Below are 21,128 nucleotides of genomic sequence, written 5' to 3'. Positions count from 1 at the left end.
TGCGTGTTGGTACAGTTCCTCATATTAATCTCCATTCTGTTCTTGCAATTCACTTCTCTAATACGTGAATATTTTATTACTTTAATACACTAAATCGTACCCTACTTATGCACTTATGTCAACTTAATATTTTACATATTCTAATACTGTTTCTGCAAATGTATCTATATCGAATGGTTTGGCTATATGTCCATTCATTCCGTGCTCCAGTGCCTTCTTCCTGTCCTCATCAAATGCATTAGCTGTCATTGCTACAATCGGAATATCCTGCCATCTGTCTTTTTCTAACTGTCTTATTAAACGTGTAGCCTCAAAACCATCCATATCTGGCATACACACGTCCATAAGAATAATATCCACAATACCTTTTTTATATTTTATATAATCTACAGCTTCACTTCCACTGGCACACTCAATTATATGAGCACCATTTTCCCGTAAAAGCTCGCAGGCAATTTCCCTGTTATACTGATTATCATCAACAACCATTACCTTTATATCTGACAGGCTCTGATCATTCTCTATTATATTATTATCTGTCCCGTTGTCAGTTATATTTTTATCGGCCTGTGTCCTGACAACATATTGAAGCGGTAACTTTACTGTAAATGTTGTACCTTCGCCTAACTTACTGTCAACATCTATTGTTCCATTCATAAGTTCAATTATCTGCTTGGATATAGACAGTCCAAGCCCTGTTCCCTCTACTGATATATCATTATCGTATGCTCCCCTTGTATACAAATCAAATAATGATGGCATATCCTTTTCATCTATTCCCCTGCCATTATCCTTCACTATAATAATATAATTATGTATATTATCCCCTATATTATTATTGCAGTCTTCTTTCACAATAACATCTATATGTCCGCCAACCGGCGTATATTTGATTGCATTGTTAATAAGATTAATAAGCACCTGGCTTATTCTCGTCCAATCCATATACACATATTTATCAGTTATACCCTCTAGATCAATTGTCATCTTTTGTTTCTTTACTGCCGCCTGAATTTCTACAAGATTATAGAAATCTGTCATAAGCTCATAAATGTCGCTTTCTTCATTTTCTATATTAATCTTTCCCTGCTCTATCCTTGACACCTCAAGCACATCATTAATAATACCAATCAGATGATTTCCAGCTTCTTTAATCTTTTCAAGGCAATCCTTAACCTTATCCTGATCCCGATTATCCATATTATTCTGTGCAATTGAGGCATATCCAAGAATCACATTCATAGGTGTCCTGATTTCGTGCGACATATCAGAAAGGAACTTTCCCTTTGCCCTGCTAGCACTTTCAGCCTGTGCAAGTGCTTCTTCTATAAGAAGCTGTTGTTCAATCTCTTTCTTTATAACATCTTCTATGTCCCTTATCATAAGAATAACACTTACAGGCTCACCATTTTTTCGCTTCTCAACGACAACACTTACAAGACACCACCTGAATACTCCATTGGTTACCTGTCTTTTGTATCTGTACTCTGTCTTATCTTTATGTTTTAATTCACATTTAAGATTATCAACTGCAAGAAGCGTTGACACATCTTCCTCCGAATTATTACATATGATATTACCTGATATTCTACGGTTGACCTCGTTAGTATAATCTATAAACTCATTATCCTCGATATACCACGGATATATTCTTTTGCAGGTATTATCAGAAAGATTGACATAGTACACCTCGTAATATGCCTGAAGCGTGCTTGATACAACATTTCCATACCATTGTGTTCCTTCTGCAGCAATACTGCTTTTATTATTCCCTCTACTCATAACTTTCTACCCCTCTGTTATCTACATAATGACATTATTCTCTCTTATATCTGAAACAAGTTGTCGCCTGAACGCCCTACACCCATTCTCATTCCAGTATTTTCTTTTCTCTATCTTTATAACCTCAAATGTAGTATTTAAGATATGCGACTTATAACTTGTGTTAGGTTCTCTGCCTGGATAAAATACAGTGATCGAATCCCTAAACTCGTCTTCGTCCAAATCATAATCTTTAGCAAACTGCTCAGAAAGTTCATCTGTTGTAATCCTCTTAATATGTGCATAATACCCCACAAGATATGCAAAATAGTCCACATCAAACTTTTCTATCCAATAATCATCTGATGCCACAAATACAACTACAGGGAACTGCCTATTATCATCTTTAATAAGATCCTTTAATGTATTGTATTCTTCTTCATTATCAATACCCCTTACATTCTGTCTTAACCTCTCCACATCACAGATTCCAATATTATCTGCTATCTCTCCATAGAAGTTAGGACGGCTGAACAATACATTTTCATTATCTCTGTACTTATCTGCTGGCTCAGCATATTCATTACTTACGTCAAATAAAAGCCTGTCACCATCTTTCTTAATAGTAGCAACCGATATCCACAGTCTGTTAGCGACCTTAGAATCAAGGTGCGTTGTAATCTCCTTGAAATATAAATTCTCATTATCATATTCAAGCGATACCTTATACCCCGGTCTTTCATTATCATATGTATCCACACTGCCCGGCATATCATCAAATACTTCATTAAATCTTGAATGTACCCACGAATATATGTAATTAACTGCCTTTTTAAATGCGTCCTCCATAGAAAGATTAGTAAGATCAATGCAGGAATGTGACTGGAATACCTTATAATTGCCAAGCGGTTTAAACGGCTCAAAGCGGCGTCTTTTACCGCCAGCCTCGAATTCCTGTTTATTCTTATGCTCCTGCTCTATCTTTCTAAATGCCTCGTTAAGCCTTTCATCATCAGGGCCTATCTGATTGACAATCTTTACTATATTATTAAGTGTAAGCTCTATTCCATTCTCTGAAGTATCAAGCCATAACTGTTCAATAGCCCCTTGTCTTGGTGCCTTATAAAATATCTTTGCAAGCTCTGTGTCTGAGTCAAACAGCTCCTCTATGTATGGATGCAGTGGTTCATTCTCAAACTTTAACCTGTAGTGACACCTTAACATATCATTCCATTTCTTGTCTTTGTAATGCTGGTGTCCTAAATCTTCAAGCAGCCCTGCTATCGAATCATCACACAGTTCAAATGTAGCAAGAATACTGTTCATCTTTCTTGCCAGTGCTTCGTTACCTATTCCAAACGCCGAGCCTTTATATCTCATATCGTGCTCAATCTCGTGCCAGCCCTCAAATGAGTTCGTCCTTACCTGAACCTCAAATGTATCGTCAACATAATCTGACAGATATGGATTGACAATTGTCTTGCTAAGATATGCTGGAAGCTTGAATATTCCATTGACCTTCATAGCCTTGAATTCATATTCATTATTCTCCGTAGTCTCCCACATTCCTGGAGATATAAATAATGTATCTAAAAGCTTTCTGCATATATCTACATCATCAACAAAATATAGGATTATTCTTATTCCTACAAGATCCTGCATTTTCTTATCTTCATTCTCCGTACCCGGACGTCTGTAATCTTTAAATATAAGCTTATTCACCATAGAATCAACTGCCTTGACCCTGTATGCAATTCTGTAGTAAAATCCTGCTCTTTTTAGCTTTTCCTCTATAATGCTTAGTAAATCATCTTTTACAACCTGTGGAACAACTATCTGTTCAACATTCTCCTTTGTAAATAACTCATTAACTTCATTCATAAGTAACCCCATCCAATTCTTCATATATCTTTCTTTTAAGCTGTTCTTTAATGCTATCCTTGGCAAATGCAGCTTCTGCTGAATTAATAAGCAAATTCTTTAATATTATACCATTTATAGGAAATGTTTGCACAAGTAATTTAAGCTCATTTTTAATACTTGTGCCTGAAACCATCATATTGTCCGTATTTATGGTAACTTTAACACCATTATTAATAAGTTTCATAATTGGATAATCAGCAATATTATCAACAACTTTCGTATTAAGGTTACTTGTAGGACACAATTCTAACGGAATATTCTTATCTGCCAGCTCCTTAATCATATCCTCTGACCAGGCTGCCATTATTCCGTGTCCTATTCTTTCAGCTCCCATATATATTGCCGTCTTTATGCTTTCTTCTCCATCTGCTTCACCTGCGTGTATTGTAAACGGAATATTATATGCCAAAGCTTCTTTAAATATTCCAACAAACTGCTTTGTTGGATATAATTTTTCTGCACCGGCAAGATCTAGTGCCACAACTCCACGTCCAAGATATGTATGGGCAATCCTTATCGTTTCTTTATTAAGCTCCTCATTATCACTTCCCCTCATACAGCATAATATAAGCTTGTGATAATCTGAATTACCGAGTCCTTTTATTGCCGCCTGCACAACCTCTTCCTGTGTCAACCCCTTCTGCATATGAAGCTGTGGTGCAAATCTTATCTCACTGTACATTATCCCCTGACTATCCTGCCCAGCTATTAACATTCTCACACATTCAGTAATAGCTTCAGCTTTCTGCAAAAGTGTCAGTGGAAATTCAAATTTTTCCAGATATTCATTCAAATCCCTGCAGTCTTTGGACACCTGTAATCTTTCTTTCAGGTCTTCTTCACTTTCATTAAGTTCAATACCATTGATAAGAGCCAGCCTCTTAGCCATTGGAATACTGACTGAACCATCAAGGTGAACGTGTAAATCTATAAGGCAGTGTAATTTATCTATATTAATATTCATAATAATCCTCTTTTCTGCGTACATTTTACGCATATCAATCTGGTGCCTTGTAAGGGCAGCTCTAGCTTTTTTCAAATCTCCCACTATGTACAGCTTTATTATAGCACATATTTATACAGCTTTGAAAGGCATAGATAATTCGCACTAACTATAAGTTTGATTATTTGCCAGGTTTATGTTATACTTATTATACTTATTAGTATTATATTTACATTAATTATTTATTAATTGCTTTATAATCTACAATTATTTATTAATTCACATAAATGTTAGTCAGGGGGAATAATTATGGTCATCCACGAATCAGCTGAAGATTATTTAGAAACAATACTTATGCTTAGCAAGAAACTGCCTGTTGTGCGTTCAATTGATATTGCCAACGAAATGGGCTATAAGAAGTCAAGCGTCAGCATTGCTATGAAGAATCTTCGTGAATCAGAACATATACGCGTAACTAAAGAAGGTTATATATACCTTACAGACTCTGGCAGGGAAATTGCCGAGATGATTTATGAAAGACATCAGATACTTTCTTCTTGGTTAATACAGCTTGGTGTCAATAAGCAGACTGCCGAGGAGGATGCGTGCCGTATCGAACACGATATAAGCAAAGAGTCTTTCAATGCCATTAAACAGGCTATATCTGAACAGCTTAGCAACAGACAGAAATAACTTACTAAAAAAGGGACTTAAAAAGTCCCTTTTAATATTGTTCATTTTTTAATTATAACATCATCCATTCACCTTATAAATATTATAATCCCTATAACCAGCAGGCACTTCTTCATCAGTTATTATCTTAGCTGTATCAATCCTTGCAAATGTCACTGAACTTACATTATCGAATTTGGTGCTGTCTGCAAGAATTATTTTGTGATTGCAATGGCACATCGCCATTTTCTTAACTTCTGCCTCATTAATATCAGGCGTCGTAAATCCACATTTAATACTTATGCCATTTGTACCAAAAAATCCTTTGTTGAAATTATAATTTCTTAACATTTCAATAGCATTAGCACCTACTACTGCTTCTGTTGAACCCTTAAGCTCACCACCTATAAGTATAACCCTGAAACCTAACGCCGCAAGATTTCTTGCGTGTGTAACAGCATTAGTCACATATACCGCCCGCTTTTCTGTTATATAATCAATCATACAACCTGTTGTAGTGCCTGCATCCATATATACAAAATCATCAGGTTCTATAAGTCCTGCCGCATATTTTGCAATAAGCTTCTTGCCATTAATATTTATTTCACGCTTCTGCGTAACGCTTGGTTCACTGCCTGAAACTTCAAAACCTGCTGATACTGCACCTCCAAATACCTTGACAAGCTTGCCTTCTTCATCAAGCAAATTCAAATCTCTTCTAATTGTAGATTCTGAAATTCCAAGTTCTTCTTTAATCTCATTGACAGTTATACTTCCCTTGCGTTTCAACTCCTGAAGTATATATTCGTGTCTTTTCTCTGCAAGCATAACAATCACCTTTTCCAATATACCAATTATAATTCAGATACATCAGTGTCACGGATAATCTTTCTGATTGGAAGAATTCTCCCCGGCGAAACCGACAATTCATCAACACCCATTTCAAGAAACTTCTGTGTAAGGCTTGTATCAGCTCCAAGCTCTCCACATATTCCTGCCCATATCCCGGCTCTATGTGCATTATCGACAACCATTTTAATCATCTTTAGCACTGCTGGGTGATGTGCATCAAAAAATGTATCCAGCTTAGGATTCTGCCTGTCAACAGCCAATGTGTACTGTGTCAAATCATTAGTTCCAATACTAAAGAAATCAACCTTTTTTGCAAGCTCATCGCTAATCATTGCAGCCGCCGGTGTCTCTATCATTATTCCTGTCTTTGGGCTTCCTATCTTAATCTCCTGAGCCGCAAGCTCAGCCTTCACCTCATTTTCAATCTCTTTTATGCGGTCTATCTCCCACATATTAGCAATCATCGGATACATAATATGAATATTGCCATATGCACTCGCCCTGTATAAAGCTCTTAACTGTGTCTTAAATATATCCGTTCTTGTAAGGCATATTCTGATAGCTCTCACACCTAATGCCGGATTGTCCTCTTTATCAAGATTAAAATAGTCACACTGCTTGTCTGCACCTATATCAAGTGTTCTTATTATAGCCGGCTTTCCAGCCATATTTTCCGCAACAGTCTTATATATATTAAACTGTTCCTCTTCTGTCGGAAAATCAGTTCTCTCAAGATAGATGAATTCACTCCTGAACAATCCTATTCCTGCCGCATCATTAGCAAGAACTAACGCTATATCCTTAACATTACCAATATTAGCATACAACTTTATCTTTGTTCCATCAAGCGTTACATCTTCTTTTCCCTTAAGTCTGTTTAAAAGTTCCTTCTGTTCTATATACTTCGCCTGTTCTTTCTTGTAGCGGTCAAGTGTCTCGCTATCAGGATTGATATACACAACTCCATTAAAGCCGTCAACAATGCCTGTTAAGCCGTCTATATCTTCATCAAGAACACCTTTTGTTCCTATAAGGGCTGGTATCCCCATTGTCCTTGCAAGTATAGCTGTATGTGAATTAACCGAACCCTTAACACTTACAAATGATAATATCTTTTCTTTATCCATCTGTACAGTTTCCGATGGTGCCAAATCTTCTGCAATGATTATTGACGGCTCATCAGATTCTATTGTACTGCTTTTACCACCACTAAGAATAGTTATAAGTCTTTCAGAAATATCTCTTACATCTAAAGCCCTGCCTCTCATATATTCATCGTCCATAGCCGCAAACATTGATGAAAAGTTATCCGAGGTCTGTGCAACTGCATATTCAGCATTAACATTCTGATTATCAATTATATTAAGAACCGACTCTTTATAATCGTCATCTTCAAGCATTATCTGGTGCATTTCAAATATTGCCGCATTGGCTTCACCGACTTCCTTTAAAGCCTTATCATAAAGCATACCTAACTGTTCAACTGCTTTATCAACGGCATTAATATATCTTTGCTTCTCGCTCTCACAATCATCAATATGCATCCGCTTAACCTGCTGTTGTTCTTTACTGTACACTTTAATTCTGCCTATGGCTATCCCGCCAAACACGCTTTTTCCTTTATATTCATACATAACAGCCCCTCCTTTCTTTAATTTCAGCCCTTTAATTAGGTATTTTAATTTATATACTTTAACCCTGGCACTTTAATTTACATATTAGCTTTCATAAATTCTTCAATCTTTGCAGCTGCCTGTTCTTCGTCTGTACCTTCTACATTTACTGTTACTTCCTGTCCACATTTTACTGCTAATGACATTATTGTAAATACCTTCTTGCAGTCAGCAGTCTTTCCGTCTTTCTTAATTAATATACTACTCTCAAACTGCTTAGCTGCTTTTACAAGCTCACCTGCTGGTCTCATATGGATTCCTTCTTTGTCTGTAATTGTATAATTAAATTCTTTCATAATAAACCTCTTTTCTGCGTATCTTTTATTTTAAACGTTTCGTTTTGGTATATTTTGTGTTTTTTATATTTATATATTGTGTTTTTAACAGGACCATACCAGATACGCCAGGCTACAGTCATATACTTTATTTTAAAATTATATTTTATTAACAAATCTATTCATTAACCTTCTTCTTTAATACTCCAAGAAGGAAACAAGAAACGATTGTTCCAACAACTAATGCTAAAAGATAATATAATGGGTTGCCGACAACCGGGAACACGAATATTCCACCGTGTGGAGCCATTAACGTGCACTTAAATAACATACTTATTGCTCCTGCTATTCCAGAACCAATAAGGCATGCTGGTATAACGTGAAGCGGATCTGCCGCCGCATATGGAATGGCACCTTCTGTTATAAATGCAAGTCCCATAATAAAGTTGGTTGGTCCTGCCTCTCTTTCTTCCTTAGTGAACTTATTCTTAAATAACATTGTAGCAAGTGCAATAGCACAAGGTGGAACCATACCACCAATCATAACTGCTGCCATAATATCGTAATTACCATATGCAATTGAAGCTGTTCCAAATACATATGCTGCTTTATTAAATGGACCACCCATATCAATTGCCATCATTGCTGCAAGCACAAATCCAAGAATTATACGGCTTGAACTTCCCATTCCAACAAGGAATGAATTAAGCCCTGTATTAATCGCCCCCATAACAGGCTCTATTACATAGTTCATTCCAAGTCCTATAACAAGAATTCCCACAACCGGATATATAAGCACAGGTGCAATCTTTTCAAGTGCTTCTGGAAGCTTGTCACACAATTTTCTTAAACCTAAAATAATGTATCCAGCCGCAAAGCCTGCAACTAAAGCACCTAAAAATCCAGACTTTCCATTAGCTGCAATATATCCTCCGACAAAACCCAGTGCCAGTGCCGGTCTGTCACCTATCGCCATTGCAATATATCCTGCAAGCACAGGAAGCATAAATCCAAATGCTGCTCCACCTATATTCTTAAACAAAGCTGCAACTGGTGTTATAGTACCAAAATTAGCTCTTTCCGCTTCAGAAAGACTGTTCATATCAACATTAATTCCATCAATAAGAAATGCTATGGCAATCAGAATACCACCGCCAACTACAAATGGAAGCATATGCGAAACACCATTCATAAGCTGTGTATATATCTGATGTCCAACTCCGCCTGATTTATTCTTCTTAACCGCAGCTGCCTGACTATCATCAGAAGATCTGCCCATCCCATGTACCTGATATTCGGGAACATCACCGCTAAGTGCCTGACTTATTAATTCATCAGCTTTATTAATTCCGTCTGATACCTGACATTCTATAACCTTATGTCCTTCAAACCTTGCCATTGGCACTTTGGCATCTGCCGCAACTATTATACATTCCGCTTTTTCTATATCTTCATCTGTAAGCACATTTTTAGCACCTGCTGAACCTCTTGTCTCTATCTTAATTGTACAGCCTGCCTTTTTAGCTGCTTTTTCCAGACCCTCAGCTGCCATATACGTATGTGCAATACCTGTAGGACACGAAGTTACAGCCACTATATACCTGTCAGCCGGATTCGTATCACTATTGCCAGCATTATATGTGCCTGTATCCTGCAATCTTTCATCAATGCTCTTGCTTTCACTGTCTGCATTATCGATAACTTCAAGAAATTCCCCAATATCCTTAGCTGCTTTTAACTTTCTGATAAATTCTTCATCCATTAGAAGCACCGAAAGCTTGCTTAATACATCTAGATGAACATTATCCTCACTATCCGGAGCTGCTATAAGAAACAATACATTAACAGGTTCACCATCTAATGAATCATAATCAACTCCATCCCTTATAATCATAGCTGCAAGTCCCGGTCTGCTTACCGCACTGCATTTGCCGTGTGGTATGGCAATTCCCTCTCCAACACCAGTTGTGCTTTCTTCTTCTCTTGCAATAACCTGCTTCGTATACGCTTCAATATCTGTAATATTACCGCTGGCCGCCATAAGCTTCACAGCCTGCTCTATTGCCTCTTTTTTATTTAAAGGCTTTGCATTAAGATCTATACTTGAAGCACTTAATAAATCGGTAATCCTCATATACATACCTCCATATTTATAATAAGTTTAAACACTCTGTAATAATTATCTGATTATAGTAACTTTACCTATAAGATCATTAACTTCTCCGTTAGTTGCCAATCTTTCCGAAAATGCACTGGCACTTCCTGTTGCAACACCTTTCCTGAACGCATACTCATAATCTTTCTTTTCAATCCAGCCTGAAAGGAAGCCCGCTACAAGTGAATCTCCTGCCCCCACTGAATTCTTAAGTATCCCGTCCGGAGCCTTTGCTTTATACACATTGCCATCATCTGCTACAAGTATTGCACCTTTTCCACCCATTGATACACATACATTAACAGCACCCATTTTCTTTAATTCCAAAGCATACGGAATAACTTCTTCCTGTGTATTAAGTGTCACATTAAATATATCTCCAAGCTCGTGCTGGTTAGGCTTTATAAAAAATGGATTATATTCCAATACATTAGTCAACAGCCTGCTTGTTGCATCAACCACAATCTGAACACCTTTGTCCTTTAACATATCCATAATGTCTTTATATATATTATCTGATATGCCTGCCGGTATGCTACCCGCAAGAACAAGAACATCACCGCTTTCAAGTCTTCTTAATCTGTTCATAAGCTGTTCAATATGAGAACTATCTATATGTGGTCCTTGTCCATTAATCTCCGTTCCATCAATCGACTTTAACTTAATATTAATTCTTGAAATTCCGTCATTAATTTTGATAAATTCTGAATTAATGCCACCATTATGCAGTCTTCTTACAATCTCATCTCCAGTAAATCCAGCAATAAAACCTAACGCTGTACTCTTTATTCCAAGATTGCCAAGAACTATAGATACATTAATTCCTTTACCTCCGGCAAGCATTAACTCACTGCTCGTCCTGTTAGTCATACCTGGTCTGAAATCTTTAACAGATACAATATAATCAAGTGATGGATTAAATGTTACGGTATATATCACTTTATATCCCTCCCTTCTGGTCACGTTGCTTTTGTTATCATTATAATAACTCCATATTCATCCATAATCAATTATTATCATTCACAAACATTCATATTCTATTTTGTGCAGATTGTACATATATAAGATTTATTATCAGAATTTTATGTAGAATTATACCATTTAATTGAATTAATATTAACACTTATGATTGTTTTAATTTCTAAATCTTATTCAGATACTTGATTCCGACAAATATACATTTTATAATGATGATGTAAAAAATCTACTTAATATTACCCAGAACATTTACAAAGAAAATATAGAAGCTATTTATTCTCAGTATCAGTCTGATGATGTTGACCCGGAGATCATCGATCTTATATTTAATAAAGCAGAAGAAACTCTGAAGCTTAAATATTAATATTTTCATCAAACAACCCCCAAGTAAATTATGAATAAACATTTTCATAATCTGCCTGGGGGTTATTATGTCTTATATATAATATATAACTCGGTTTCACTATATGATATGCATTATAATTAATTACAAAAATAATATATAATACTACCTGCAATCACACCGGCACCGACCGATACCACTTGCCATCACATATAATCTACATTGTATAATCCACATCACATATGATTTATCATACTCGCCAGATATCCCGCACCAAAGCCATTGTCAATATTAACAACGCTTACACCGCTTGCACAGGAATTAAGCATTGAAAGCAGTGCTGACAAACCGCCAAAATTAGCTCCATAACCAACACTTGTTGGAACAGCTATAACAGGGCAGTCAGCCATACCGCCTATGACACTTGCAAGTGCGCCCTCCATACCAGCAATTGCAATTATAACTCTTGCATTCATTATAGCATCAATATGGTTCATAAGCCTGTGCATTCCTGCAACGCCAACATCATACAGCCTTACAACTTCATTGCCATATACTTCTGCTGTCCTGGCTGCTTCCTCGGCAACTGGTATATCACTTGTTCCGCCTGTTGCTACAACAATCCTGCCCTTGCCATTCTTTTCTGGCATATCGCCAATTATTCCAATCTGCGATAATTCATCATAATTCAGGTTATATTGCTGTGCCACATAATCAGCGGCTTCCCTGCTCATTCTGGTTATAAGGATTGTCTTTTCTTTTTCTTCAAGCATTGCACCAACTATACCGGCAATCTGCTCTTTAGTCTTGCTTTTGCCATATATAACTTCCGACATTCCCTGTCTTAATTCCCTGTTGGTATCAACCTTGGCAAAGCCTAAATCCTTAAATGATTCTAATTTAATACTATCTGCCGCCTCTTTCGGAGAAATAGCACCAGAGGCAACATTTTCCAATAAATTGTTAAGTTCCTCTTTGTTCACGGCATTTTCCTCATTTTTCAAGATATCCCTTGTAATCACCTGTATGAAGTATATCATCAGCTCTCTGTATTTCTTCCTTAGTTGGAGGCATAATATCTTCAAGCTCATATTTCACACCAAGATCGTGCCACTTAAATACACCAAGTGTATGATATGGAAGAATTTCAAATCTCTTAACTGTCTTTAATGACTTAACGAAATCTGAAAGTGCCTGTAAATCTTCCTTATCATCTGTAACCTTTGGCACAAGTACGTGACGTATCCACATATCCTTGTTATTATCCGAAAGATATTTTGCCATATCTAATATATTCTTATTAGTCCAGCCTGTAAGTTTCTTATGCTTTTCATCGTCAATATGCTTAATATCGAGCATAAAAAGATCTGTAACTGCCATAAGCTCATTGAACTTGCTTATAAATGGTTCTTCAAATGTAAATGGATTGCCTGATGTATCAAGAGTTGTATGAACTCCTTCTTTCTTGGCTATCTTAAAAAGCTCTGTAACAAATTCAATCTGAAGAAGTGCTTCTCCACCACTCACAGTTATGCCTCCATTATCTTTCCAGTAGTTATGGTATCTGTAAGCCTTATCAAATACTTCCTGTGGTGTCTGGAGTTCGCCATCCTCTAACTTCCAGGTCTCTGGATTATGGCAATATTTACATCTCATATGACATCCCTGAAGAAATACTATATATCTTACACCAGGTCCGTCAACTGAACCAAAACTTTCTACTGAATGAATTCTTCCTTTTATATCTGACATAATAATCCTCATTTCTGCGCATATCCTCTGTCCATAATCATTCATACCCTATGCGCGCCGGTATGAAGCTTTCGTGGAATATTATACAACAATAGTGTATACAAGATATTATCATAATAAACCATTTTATTCTACATTAATATGATATAAGTGTCAAAAACAAAAAGAATTCACCATCTTTGTTAAAATTATCCTCTTTTCCATAAATCTAATGAATCACATAATATTATCCGGTGTTCAGTAAACCAATTAATTATTTTACCTCATTATTCTGCCATTTAATTATATTATTCAATTCTTGACTTCTTTAATATCCTCTTTATTAATTCAACATTAATTTTTATGTATACACATTATTAATATCAGGTAACTCCTCTATCAGCTCTGCTAATTACTGTATCTTGCACATTGTTTTGTGCTGAACTACTTTTTGTTAACAAATTATCAATTAACAGTATTTTGTGATATAATTTTGATATTTTTTTAACATTGCTGTTATTTTAAATAGTTTTTAGTATTTTTCTTCTTTTTGATAATAATTTTCGCATAATTATATTGTTTGTTTAGTCTGACTATGTTATTATAAATCCACGACTGGAATTTATCGAAAGTACATTGTGTGCTTTAACTTATTCCTGATTATCGTAAATATCACAGACAGGGAGATTAGATTTATGGGATTTTTAACAGGTAAAACCGCCATTATAACAGGGGCTGGCCGTGCCGTATTAAGTGACGGAAGATGTGGTTCTATCGGATATGGAATTGCTACAGCTTATGCTAAGGAGGGTGCTAATATTGTCATTACAGGACGTAATGAAAGCAAGCTTGCCGCCGCTAAAGAAGAATTAGAAAAGCTTTACAATATCAAGGTTCTTACAATTCAGGCAGATGTTAATGCCTCTGCTGATAATGAAGCTGTTGTAGCTAATGTCGTTAAGCAGACAATTGATACATTTGGACATATTGATGTGCTTATCAATAACGCACAGGCCTCTGCTTCCGGCGTTCCACTTGCTGAACATACTACAGAGCAGTTCAATCTTGCTATGTATTCAGGTCTTTATGCCGCATTTTATTATATGAAAGCCTGCTATCCTTATCTTAAGGAAAGTAATGGCTCTGTAATTAACTTTGCTTCTGGTGCTGGACTTTTTGGTAACTTTGGACAGTGTGCCTATGCCGCCGCTAAGGAAGGTATAAGAGGTCTTACAAGAGTTGCTGCAACTGAATGGGCTAAAGATGGAATTAATGTTAATATTATATGCCCTCTTGCGTGGACATCACAGCTTGAGCAGTTCAAGAACGCTTATCCAGAGGCATTTGATAAAAATGTTCATACTCCACCAGCAGGCCATTTCGGTGATGCTGAGCTTGAAATCGGACGTGTATGCGTACAGCTTGCATCTCCAGACTTTAAGTATATGACAGGTGAAACTCTCACACTTGAGGGTGGACTTGGACAGCGTCCATAGTTAATGCCCGCTGGCGGTAAAGTGTCAGCCAGTATATCTGGTAATCCTGAAAAGTTCTTTGCCATATTATTAAAGCTGGTTATACAATAGGAACTCATTAAAAAAGGTACTGAAAACATAATTTCAGTACCTTTTTATTATAGAGTAATATACCAGCTATATATACACTTCATTATACATTCTCCATATGTTTTATTATGCAATTTATACTTTTGATATACTTAAATATGTTTTATATATCATATATATTAATTTCTATGATGTAATTCCTGTACAGTCCTGCTGATTTCTTCCCTTAAATGCTCTTTTTCTTTTGGAAGATTATTAAGCTTCTCAAGTAAATCCGCAGTATTATGTTCTGATCCGACATTTCTTAATGCCTCACAAGCCGCATATACAACATCATCATCTTTATCATCAACAAGTCTTAACAATAAATCAACACTGCTGTTATTATCGTTAGTTCCTAAGGCTTTAGCCAGGTCAAGCTTCTCTTCCTTAGTTCCATACACATAATCTGCAACTGCATAGAAATCATTCTTCTTTACAAGATGTTCGATTTTTTTGTTAATATCCTTCTTAAATAACATATCAGATTCCTCCCTTATAAATATAAATAGTGAAATCTAATCTATCGCGATATTTATTAATTAGGTTTTCATTAACACAGATTATACATCTTTTATCATTAAATGTAAAATGTTATTTTGATATGCTCATTATATTCTGCGCGTTTTTCAGCACATATGAAGTTTCGTAGAAACTTCTAAGTGACTACCAAGTAGTCATATTGTGCCTGCACCAGACAACTGCTCATAAAGCTTTAATGCCGCTCCATCTTCCTTATAATTAACAAATACTATCTTGTTATCTCCCTTTATCATAACCACAGGTCCATAGCCATTCCATATAAAAAGCATACATTTTCCATATGTATTGCCTTTATAATTACCTATATTATACTCTTCTGTTGCCCCGCCATTAGTTCTTGTAAAGCTGTCTTTAGGCATTTTATCCATAAGCTGTACTTCCTCAATATCATCAATATTGATTGAGAACTCATATCCCACAGCTTTTACCGTGAAGTAATTATCTTTAATTTCTGTATCTATATGGACATTAATATATGGTATCATAATAGCCACAAACCATATAATAAATCCAGCAACGACAGCCTCAAGTGACCACATAATTGCTTTTCCAGCTTTATTACCAAGATTGAAGGAATAATTCATATCACTCAGTCTGTTCTTGACTAATACTTTAGGATCAGCAGGGTTATTATAGAATCCAGTTTTCCAATACTCATCATCATCTACATATAACGGCTCGTCATCTCTGTTAAGTATCTCCTCTTTCTTCTTTCCAATAACAATAATCATCCATAAAATAGCAAGTGTATACATAAATTGAATTCCTATATATACATAATAGTTGGCATCTGTTATTCTGCTATGTCCTATATATTCAATAAATATATATAGCCACGAGAAAGCATTGATTATGTTAGTTATTAACACTCCTTTAAATATATATTTTTTAACCATCTTATTGACTGCCTGATTAACAGCCGTATCTTTACTGTATACATTTCTTTCTCTTTTATTAAATGCCACATTAAATACAAATGATATCAGCGATACCAGCAACGTATTAAGTAATAATATAAGTGCCTGATTAAAATCCTTTGTTCTGCCACTTACTGCCCACAGAATAATACCTGTAACAATCTCAGAACATATCGGTATTAAATGATAATACAGCTTAACTTCTCCTCTGCCCGCTGACAGGGAAGTATCTGCATATATCCTTTTCTGGCTTTCTATAACCCATTTATTCTTAATCTTTATATCATACATTTTCCTATGTGGCATAATAATCAGTAATTCTATGCCTACAGCATAACCAATCAGCCACACACACCAGATAAGCACAAATATTATCATATTAAGAAAATTCACAAAACATATCACTATACCAAGAACCACATTAACATTCTGGAATATTTTATAATTACGCTTTGCCTTTTCCATAAGGCTTACTACTTCTTCATCACCAATATTCTCCTGTGGTATATGAACACCAAGAAGCATCCCCTGCTTATATTCATAATTACCAGTAAATCCGTATCTCATAATTAAAATTATAAATATATTGCTTACCAATGCTATCACAAACAATGCTATTCCCATAATATTATCCTCCCTGTCCAGTCACCGAAATGCTTTTACTTTTGTATTTATGTTGTCTTTGGTTCACTGTCACCTGACACTTTCATTTTTGAATATATTTCATTGCACATACTAAGAAAATCGTTCTTATCCATTCCATTGATAGCTGCTTCTGCTAATAATAATTCAAGTTCATTTTCAAGCTTTTCCCTGAATACAATATCCATATCAATATTGTCTGATACTATTGCTCCGTGCCTGCGGTCTATTTTAATATATCCTTCTGTCTTTAATATCTGGTACGCTTTATTCACCGTCATTGTATTAACTCCAATATCCTGTGCAAGCTGTCTTACCGTTGGCAGGCTCTCACCAAGCTTTAATTCACCACGCCCAATTCCCATTACAATCTGATTACGAAGCTGGACATATATAGGTGTACTGCTATTCATATCTAATTCAATAATCATTGTATTAACTCCTTTCCTGACACAATATTCACAACATAGAATTGACCTAACCGATATCTTATGAACCTTACATTAAACAAATATAACCTTTTCACAATCTTATTAATAAGGCAAATAAAAAAGTAGTATTATTTGTATTAGTTATTGTAATACAAATAATACTACTTTGCAATATAATTTGAAAATAATATAATTGAATACTATTATCAGATACTATTACCTGTTAATTATTCCCCTCCGTGCTTTGCTCCTCTATAGCTTCATTAAGATTATTCTCTATCTTTTCAAGCGTTGCACACATACTGTTAAGCTCTTCTTCGCCTATACCTTTGCGGAACACTTCCTCAGCCATATCAAATATATCAGATACCCTGTCAGCTTTTTCCTTTCCTTCTTCTGTTAAAGATATAATCCACGAACGCCTACACTCTGGATTATTCTGTCTTTTAATAAGTCCCATACTCTCTAATCTGTCAAGCGTTCTTGACATCGTAGTCACCTCTATAAGGCAGGCATCTGACAATTCTTTCTGGCTCATTCCATCACATTTTCTTAACTCATATAATATGCGTGGCTGCCCCTGTCCAACTGTCAGTCCAAGTTCTATAAAATATGGTCTTAATAATCTTCGTCTTAGCATTTCCACGTCAAACAGGTAATGTCTTACATTCTGCTTACTTTTCATAATGACCCTCTTTTCTTAATTATTGTCCTCTCCATATAATCAAGTATTTTTTCATTCAAAAATCTCATTATCGACTGGCATTCCACATCCGCCGCAGAACTTAGTCCCATTCTCCAGTTTCATTCCGCAATTTTTACAGTACATTACATTCTCCATTTCTTTTGTTTTTTTATTTTATATTAGTTGTCATTTTATGTATATATACATTTTCACAATTATATAAAAATATAAAATACCAACACCCTATTATCTCCATTCCTAATCACATACACATTTGCAATTATCTTGTCAACGACTGAATCTCTTTTTGTATAAGTCTTCCTGCCGCCTTTGCCAGCTCATCAATACGACGTATTCTTGTAAATTCTTTTCCATAAATCTTTTCTGCGCTATTGGCCGCCGCATCATTTCCCATAAAAACGGCTGATACATGTATTCCTTTAGCACGCAGTGCACGTACCTCTTCGGCTGCATCATTAACAGAAATATCGTCGCTATAATCATGTCCAAACGGGCTGTCCTGTGATGGCAGAATACGCTGGCTGTCATTAGGCGCAGCATCTGTTAAAATAATCACAAGATGCCTGTCAGCCACCCCCGGGTTCATATCAAGGATTTTACCAATTCCCCGAAAAGCAAGACCATCACGATTCCAACCGGCAGCATAATAATTGAAAATATTGTCGCACTTCTTATCCCTAAAAGACTTCAATATATGAAAAACTGTATATCCTCTAACACTGCAAAATCTTGTTACCCTGACCGGTATATTACATTTCACGAGGCTTTTGGAAATAATTACTCCCTGCGCAGCAAGCATTTCCTGATACTGAAGCCTTGAAGCAGATGCATCAAGAAGCAGATCCACTGTAAAGGACGGTTGATTATCATCTTCATATGTGTGAAAAATCCTGTTATCTTCTATATATTCTGCACGCCATACTTTGGTTGTATCAAGCCTTCCTCTCTGACCTGATATTACATCTGTCTTCTGACTTATATATTCGCTATTACGGATTTGTTCGACTATATGTGCAATAAGACTATCATAAAGCCGTACATTTTTATTATAATATGAATGATTTCTTTCAACCTGCAGCTGTGACTGTTCTCTTAAATGAAGAAATTCCTTCGGTATATTTTTATTTGTTATATATTTTCCATCTGTAAACCATAAATGGCATCCTGTATGACTGCCTGTACACAGTTCTTTTTCTATTTTAATAAGAGTCTGCTCTGATATAACAGATCTTCCAAAACAATTCTCAATATAAGAGCAGTCATCATTTTCTTTCTTATATGTTATATTATCTTTCTTTTTACTGTAAGCTGCTTCACCAGTCATATTGTCCGCCGCAGAAGAACGCATAACCATTACATGATTATTTCTTACAGAGCTGACAGGCATTATTCTTGTCATTATCCGGGCAAATGCCCCTGTAAAATGCAGTCGCAACGCTTTTTTTTCATGTTTTACGCCATCAAAAAGATTAAATTTGCGATAAATTGCCAGCACAGCATCTATCAACCGGTCTGTTTCAGGCATTATCTGTGGTGTCAGTTCTGCATACAGCTTTTGTTCATTTGGTGTCAGCAGAACCTTCTTTTTCCCTGACACACTGCTCCATCTGGCTGACTGCATATTATATACAAGCCGGTTTTTACTCATCCACTCCTGCCTCGACAGCTTATATTCACCTGCAAAAAAAGCCTTTCCATAATAAACCCGTAAATCAGTCATAGACGGACGTTTTAATGCTTCCTCTGTATACAGTACATGTTCCAGATAAAGCCATGTCAGATCATCCAGCATAGCCTGACTGATATCTCCGTTCCAATAACCAAATAAAGTGCTGATTGCCTTTTCACCATAATACTTATATGCCAGTCCAATTATAAGATTCATATATAAATCTGAATCTAAATCCCCTGTTTCAACAGCCAGAAACAATGGATCAAAATTATAGCGTTCCGCCGCATTCCATACCTGATTAGCAGCCCGTCTTTCCTTAGCAGTATAAGAAATGGTACGCATTATTCAAACACCTCCGTATTATGCAGCTTTAAGGGAAACCTTGAAGCTATGACATCACGTATAAGCTCTTTTTCATAACTGTCAAATATCTTATTGGTAATTCCAAGATCCAATGCATCCCTGATTGGAATACCCTTTTTTATAAGACTTACAGCATCAATTAATCCACGCAGATCCAAAGCTTTCTCTGTAAGTTCACCATTTTCACATTTTTTCTGAAGTTCATTAAATAAAAGTGCAAACTGTTTGTTATACTTAGTAACCAGTGAAGGGAACTGATCCTTTAACAGTCTCTCAAGATCTTCCTTTGCCAGTGGCGGCATCTGTATAACTACAAATCTTGAGGCAAGTGCCTCATTTAATTCCCTTGTACCTGCATAATTATAATTCATCGTAGCAATAAAACGTGTATCATCTGCAACCTCTATCCTGTCATATCCTGGAACATCAATTACACGTCTGAAATCAAGTACAGAATGTAAGACTGCAAGTGCTTCATTCCTTGCCATATTGATTTCATCGAGAATCCCAAAGCCGCCACTTTGTGCACAGCAATACACCGGTCCGGGTCTGAATGTAACCCTGCCATCGTGAAATGTATCAGAACCTATCAGCGCAGCCGCATCCATATTAACATGGAAGGAAATATCCCATGCCGGACGTTCAAAAACTGCTGCAAGATTCTGTGCAAGCACATTTTTTCCCGTTGCCTTCTCTCCTGCCAGCAAAAGATTTCTGCCACACAGAAGCACTGCAAGAGCCTCTTCCCATACCTTATTGCCATAATAATGAAAATGTGGTACAGGAATACGTTTTTTTAATGCTTCATCTACAGTATGTTCTTCTGAATAATGCCGGACTTCTTCTACAAGCTGTGCAGAAACACCTTCCTGCTTCAAAAACTCAATCAGATTATTCAATACCAACACCTCTTTAACTATTTTTTTATATTTTGATTATATTCT

The 21,128-nt window shown here is 36.1% G+C and carries 19 protein-coding genes; 2 read left to right on the top strand and 17 right to left on the bottom strand.

Features of this window, described 5'->3' with window-relative positions:
* Window positions 1-123: 123 nt before the first annotated feature.
* Genes BM157_RS00265 through add form a run of 3 tightly spaced genes read right to left on the bottom strand, consistent with a single transcriptional unit; the run spans window position 124 to window position 4,723 of the window.
* Window positions 124-1,782 (bottom strand): ATP-binding protein, encoded by a 1,659-nt coding sequence (locus BM157_RS00265; RefSeq protein ID WP_022502910.1) that lies wholly within the window; start codon window positions 1,780-1,782, stop codon window positions 124-126.
* A gap of 21 nt (window positions 1,783-1,803) precedes the next feature.
* Window positions 1,804-3,666: a hypothetical protein gene (locus BM157_RS00260; protein ID WP_318255697.1), complete on the bottom strand. Its 1,863-nt coding sequence runs from the start codon at window positions 3,664-3,666 to the stop codon at window positions 1,804-1,806.
* The gene (gene add, locus BM157_RS00255; protein WP_318255696.1) at window positions 3,635-4,723 is read right to left on the bottom strand and encodes an adenosine deaminase; all 1,089 of its coding nucleotides are present in this window, start codon (window positions 4,721-4,723) and stop codon (window positions 3,635-3,637) included. The genes BM157_RS00260 and add overlap by 32 nt, the downstream gene beginning before the upstream one ends.
* 213 nt (window positions 4,724-4,936) lie before the next feature.
* Between add and BM157_RS00250 the strand changes: the two genes are divergently transcribed.
* Window positions 4,937-5,320: a metal-dependent transcriptional regulator gene (locus BM157_RS00250; protein WP_022502913.1), complete on the top strand. Its 384-nt coding sequence runs from the start codon at window positions 4,937-4,939 to the stop codon at window positions 5,318-5,320.
* Window positions 5,321-5,380: 60 nt separating this feature from the next.
* Here the strand turns inward: BM157_RS00250 and BM157_RS00245 are convergent, their stop codons facing one another.
* From BM157_RS00245 to pflA, 7 genes are all read right to left on the bottom strand, one after another.
* Window positions 5,381-6,127, bottom strand: coding sequence for a DeoR/GlpR family DNA-binding transcription regulator (locus BM157_RS00245; protein WP_022502914.1), 747 nt, complete (start codon window positions 6,125-6,127; stop codon window positions 5,381-5,383).
* A gap of 26 nt (window positions 6,128-6,153) precedes the next feature.
* The gene (gene ptsP / locus BM157_RS00240; protein WP_022502915.1) at window positions 6,154-7,785 is read right to left on the bottom strand and encodes a phosphoenolpyruvate--protein phosphotransferase; all 1,632 of its coding nucleotides are present in this window, start codon (window positions 7,783-7,785) and stop codon (window positions 6,154-6,156) included.
* A 77-nt stretch (window positions 7,786-7,862) separates the two neighbouring features.
* Window positions 7,863-8,120 carry an HPr family phosphocarrier protein gene (locus BM157_RS00235; RefSeq protein ID WP_022502916.1) on the bottom strand — a complete coding sequence of 86 codons (258 nt, stop codon included), beginning with the start codon at window positions 8,118-8,120 and terminating at the stop codon, window positions 7,863-7,865.
* 157 nt (window positions 8,121-8,277) lie between these two features.
* Entirely contained in the window at window positions 8,278-10,233 is a 1,956-nt protein-coding gene (locus BM157_RS00230) for a PTS fructose transporter subunit IIABC (protein ID WP_055175576.1), read from the bottom strand.
* Between the two features lie 45 nt (window positions 10,234-10,278).
* A complete protein-coding gene (gene pfkB / locus BM157_RS00225) occupies window positions 10,279-11,193 on the bottom strand; it encodes a 1-phosphofructokinase (protein WP_022502918.1) in 915 nt (304 codons plus the stop codon).
* Between the two features lie 618 nt (window positions 11,194-11,811).
* Window positions 11,812-12,558 (bottom strand): nickel pincer cofactor biosynthesis protein LarB, encoded by a 747-nt coding sequence (gene larB / locus BM157_RS00220; protein WP_055175578.1) that lies wholly within the window; start codon window positions 12,556-12,558, stop codon window positions 11,812-11,814.
* Between the two features lie 10 nt (window positions 12,559-12,568).
* Window positions 12,569-13,327 (bottom strand): pyruvate formate-lyase-activating protein, encoded by a 759-nt coding sequence (gene pflA, locus BM157_RS00215; protein WP_022502920.1) that lies wholly within the window; start codon window positions 13,325-13,327, stop codon window positions 12,569-12,571.
* Between the two features lie 674 nt (window positions 13,328-14,001).
* Between pflA and BM157_RS00210 the strand changes: the two genes are divergently transcribed.
* Complete coding sequence (locus BM157_RS00210; protein ID WP_090139463.1) at window positions 14,002-14,802, top strand: SDR family NAD(P)-dependent oxidoreductase; 801 nt, start codon at window positions 14,002-14,004, stop codon at window positions 14,800-14,802.
* 248 nt (window positions 14,803-15,050) lie between these two features.
* Here the strand turns inward: BM157_RS00210 and BM157_RS00205 are convergent, their stop codons facing one another.
* From BM157_RS00205 to BM157_RS00175, 7 genes are all read right to left on the bottom strand, one after another.
* A complete protein-coding gene (locus BM157_RS00205) occupies window positions 15,051-15,392 on the bottom strand; it encodes a HEAT repeat domain-containing protein (protein ID WP_022502922.1) in 342 nt (113 codons plus the stop codon).
* A gap of 195 nt (window positions 15,393-15,587) precedes the next feature.
* A complete protein-coding gene (locus tag BM157_RS00200; protein ID WP_090139461.1) occupies window positions 15,588-16,994 on the bottom strand; it encodes a hypothetical protein in 1,407 nt (468 codons plus the stop codon).
* A gap of 47 nt (window positions 16,995-17,041) precedes the next feature.
* Window positions 17,042-17,443, bottom strand: coding sequence for a GntR family transcriptional regulator (locus BM157_RS00195; RefSeq protein WP_090139459.1), 402 nt, complete (start codon window positions 17,441-17,443; stop codon window positions 17,042-17,044).
* A 223-nt stretch (window positions 17,444-17,666) separates the two neighbouring features.
* Window positions 17,667-18,128, bottom strand: a complete 462-nt coding sequence (locus BM157_RS00190) for a MarR family winged helix-turn-helix transcriptional regulator (RefSeq protein WP_022502925.1) — start codon at window positions 18,126-18,128, stop codon at window positions 17,667-17,669.
* A gap of 51 nt (window positions 18,129-18,179) precedes the next feature.
* Window positions 18,180-18,272 carry a zinc-ribbon domain-containing protein gene (locus tag BM157_RS00185; RefSeq protein WP_022502926.1) on the bottom strand — a complete coding sequence of 31 codons (93 nt, stop codon included), beginning with the start codon at window positions 18,270-18,272 and terminating at the stop codon, window positions 18,180-18,182.
* A gap of 136 nt (window positions 18,273-18,408) precedes the next feature.
* On the bottom strand, window positions 18,409-20,163 hold the full coding sequence (locus BM157_RS00180) for a vWA domain-containing protein (protein ID WP_090139456.1): 1,755 nt from the start codon (window positions 20,161-20,163) through the stop codon (window positions 18,409-18,411).
* Window positions 20,163-21,083, bottom strand: a complete 921-nt coding sequence (locus tag BM157_RS00175) for an AAA family ATPase (protein ID WP_022502928.1) — start codon at window positions 21,081-21,083, stop codon at window positions 20,163-20,165. Before BM157_RS00175 ends, BM157_RS00180 begins: the two co-directional genes overlap by 1 nt.
* Between the last annotated feature and the right edge of the window lie 45 nt (window positions 21,084-21,128).

This window comes from [Lactobacillus] rogosae (assembly GCA_900112995.1).
Lineage (GTDB): Bacteria > Bacillota > Clostridia > Lachnospirales > Lachnospiraceae > Lachnospira > Lachnospira rogosae.
The sequence above is the reverse complement of the archived record's forward strand: the minus strand, read 5'-3'. Positions and strand labels throughout refer to the sequence as shown.

Excerpts from the sequence above, each read along its gene's own strand:
- BM157_RS00265 (WP_022502910.1), bottom strand. The coding sequence starts at position 1,782 with ATGAGTAGAGGGAATAATAAAAGCAGTATTGCTGCAGAAGGAACACAA.
- BM157_RS00260 (WP_318255697.1), bottom strand. The coding sequence starts at position 3,666 with ATGAAGAATTGGATGGGGTTACTTATGAATGAAGTTAATGAGTTATTT.
- BM157_RS00250 (WP_022502913.1), top strand. The coding sequence starts at position 4,937 with ATGGTCATCCACGAATCAGCTGAAGATTATTTAGAAACAATACTTATG.
- BM157_RS00245 (WP_022502914.1), bottom strand. The coding sequence starts at position 6,127 with ATGCTTGCAGAGAAAAGACACGAATATATACTTCAGGAGTTGAAACGC.
- ptsP (WP_022502915.1), bottom strand. The coding sequence starts at position 7,785 with ATGTATGAATATAAAGGAAAAAGCGTGTTTGGCGGGATAGCCATAGGC.
- BM157_RS00235 (WP_022502916.1), bottom strand. The coding sequence starts at position 8,120 with ATGAAAGAATTTAATTATACAATTACAGACAAAGAAGGAATCCATATG.
- BM157_RS00230 (WP_055175576.1), bottom strand. The coding sequence starts at position 10,233 with ATGAGGATTACCGATTTATTAAGTGCTTCAAGTATAGATCTTAATGCA.
- pflA (WP_022502920.1), bottom strand. The coding sequence starts at position 13,327 with ATGTCAGATATAAAAGGAAGAATTCATTCAGTAGAAAGTTTTGGTTCA.
- BM157_RS00210 (WP_090139463.1), top strand. The coding sequence starts at position 14,002 with ATGGGATTTTTAACAGGTAAAACCGCCATTATAACAGGGGCTGGCCGT.
- BM157_RS00205 (WP_022502922.1), bottom strand. The coding sequence starts at position 15,392 with ATGTTATTTAAGAAGGATATTAACAAAAAAATCGAACATCTTGTAAAG.
- BM157_RS00200 (WP_090139461.1), bottom strand. The coding sequence starts at position 16,994 with ATGGGAATAGCATTGTTTGTGATAGCATTGGTAAGCAATATATTTATA.
- BM157_RS00195 (WP_090139459.1), bottom strand. The coding sequence starts at position 17,443 with ATGATTATTGAATTAGATATGAATAGCAGTACACCTATATATGTCCAG.
- BM157_RS00190 (WP_022502925.1), bottom strand. The coding sequence starts at position 18,128 with ATGAAAAGTAAGCAGAATGTAAGACATTACCTGTTTGACGTGGAAATG.
- BM157_RS00185 (WP_022502926.1), bottom strand. The coding sequence starts at position 18,272 with ATGTACTGTAAAAATTGCGGAATGAAACTGGAGAATGGGACTAAGTTC.
- BM157_RS00180 (WP_090139456.1), bottom strand. The coding sequence starts at position 20,163 with ATGCGTACCATTTCTTATACTGCTAAGGAAAGACGGGCTGCTAATCAG.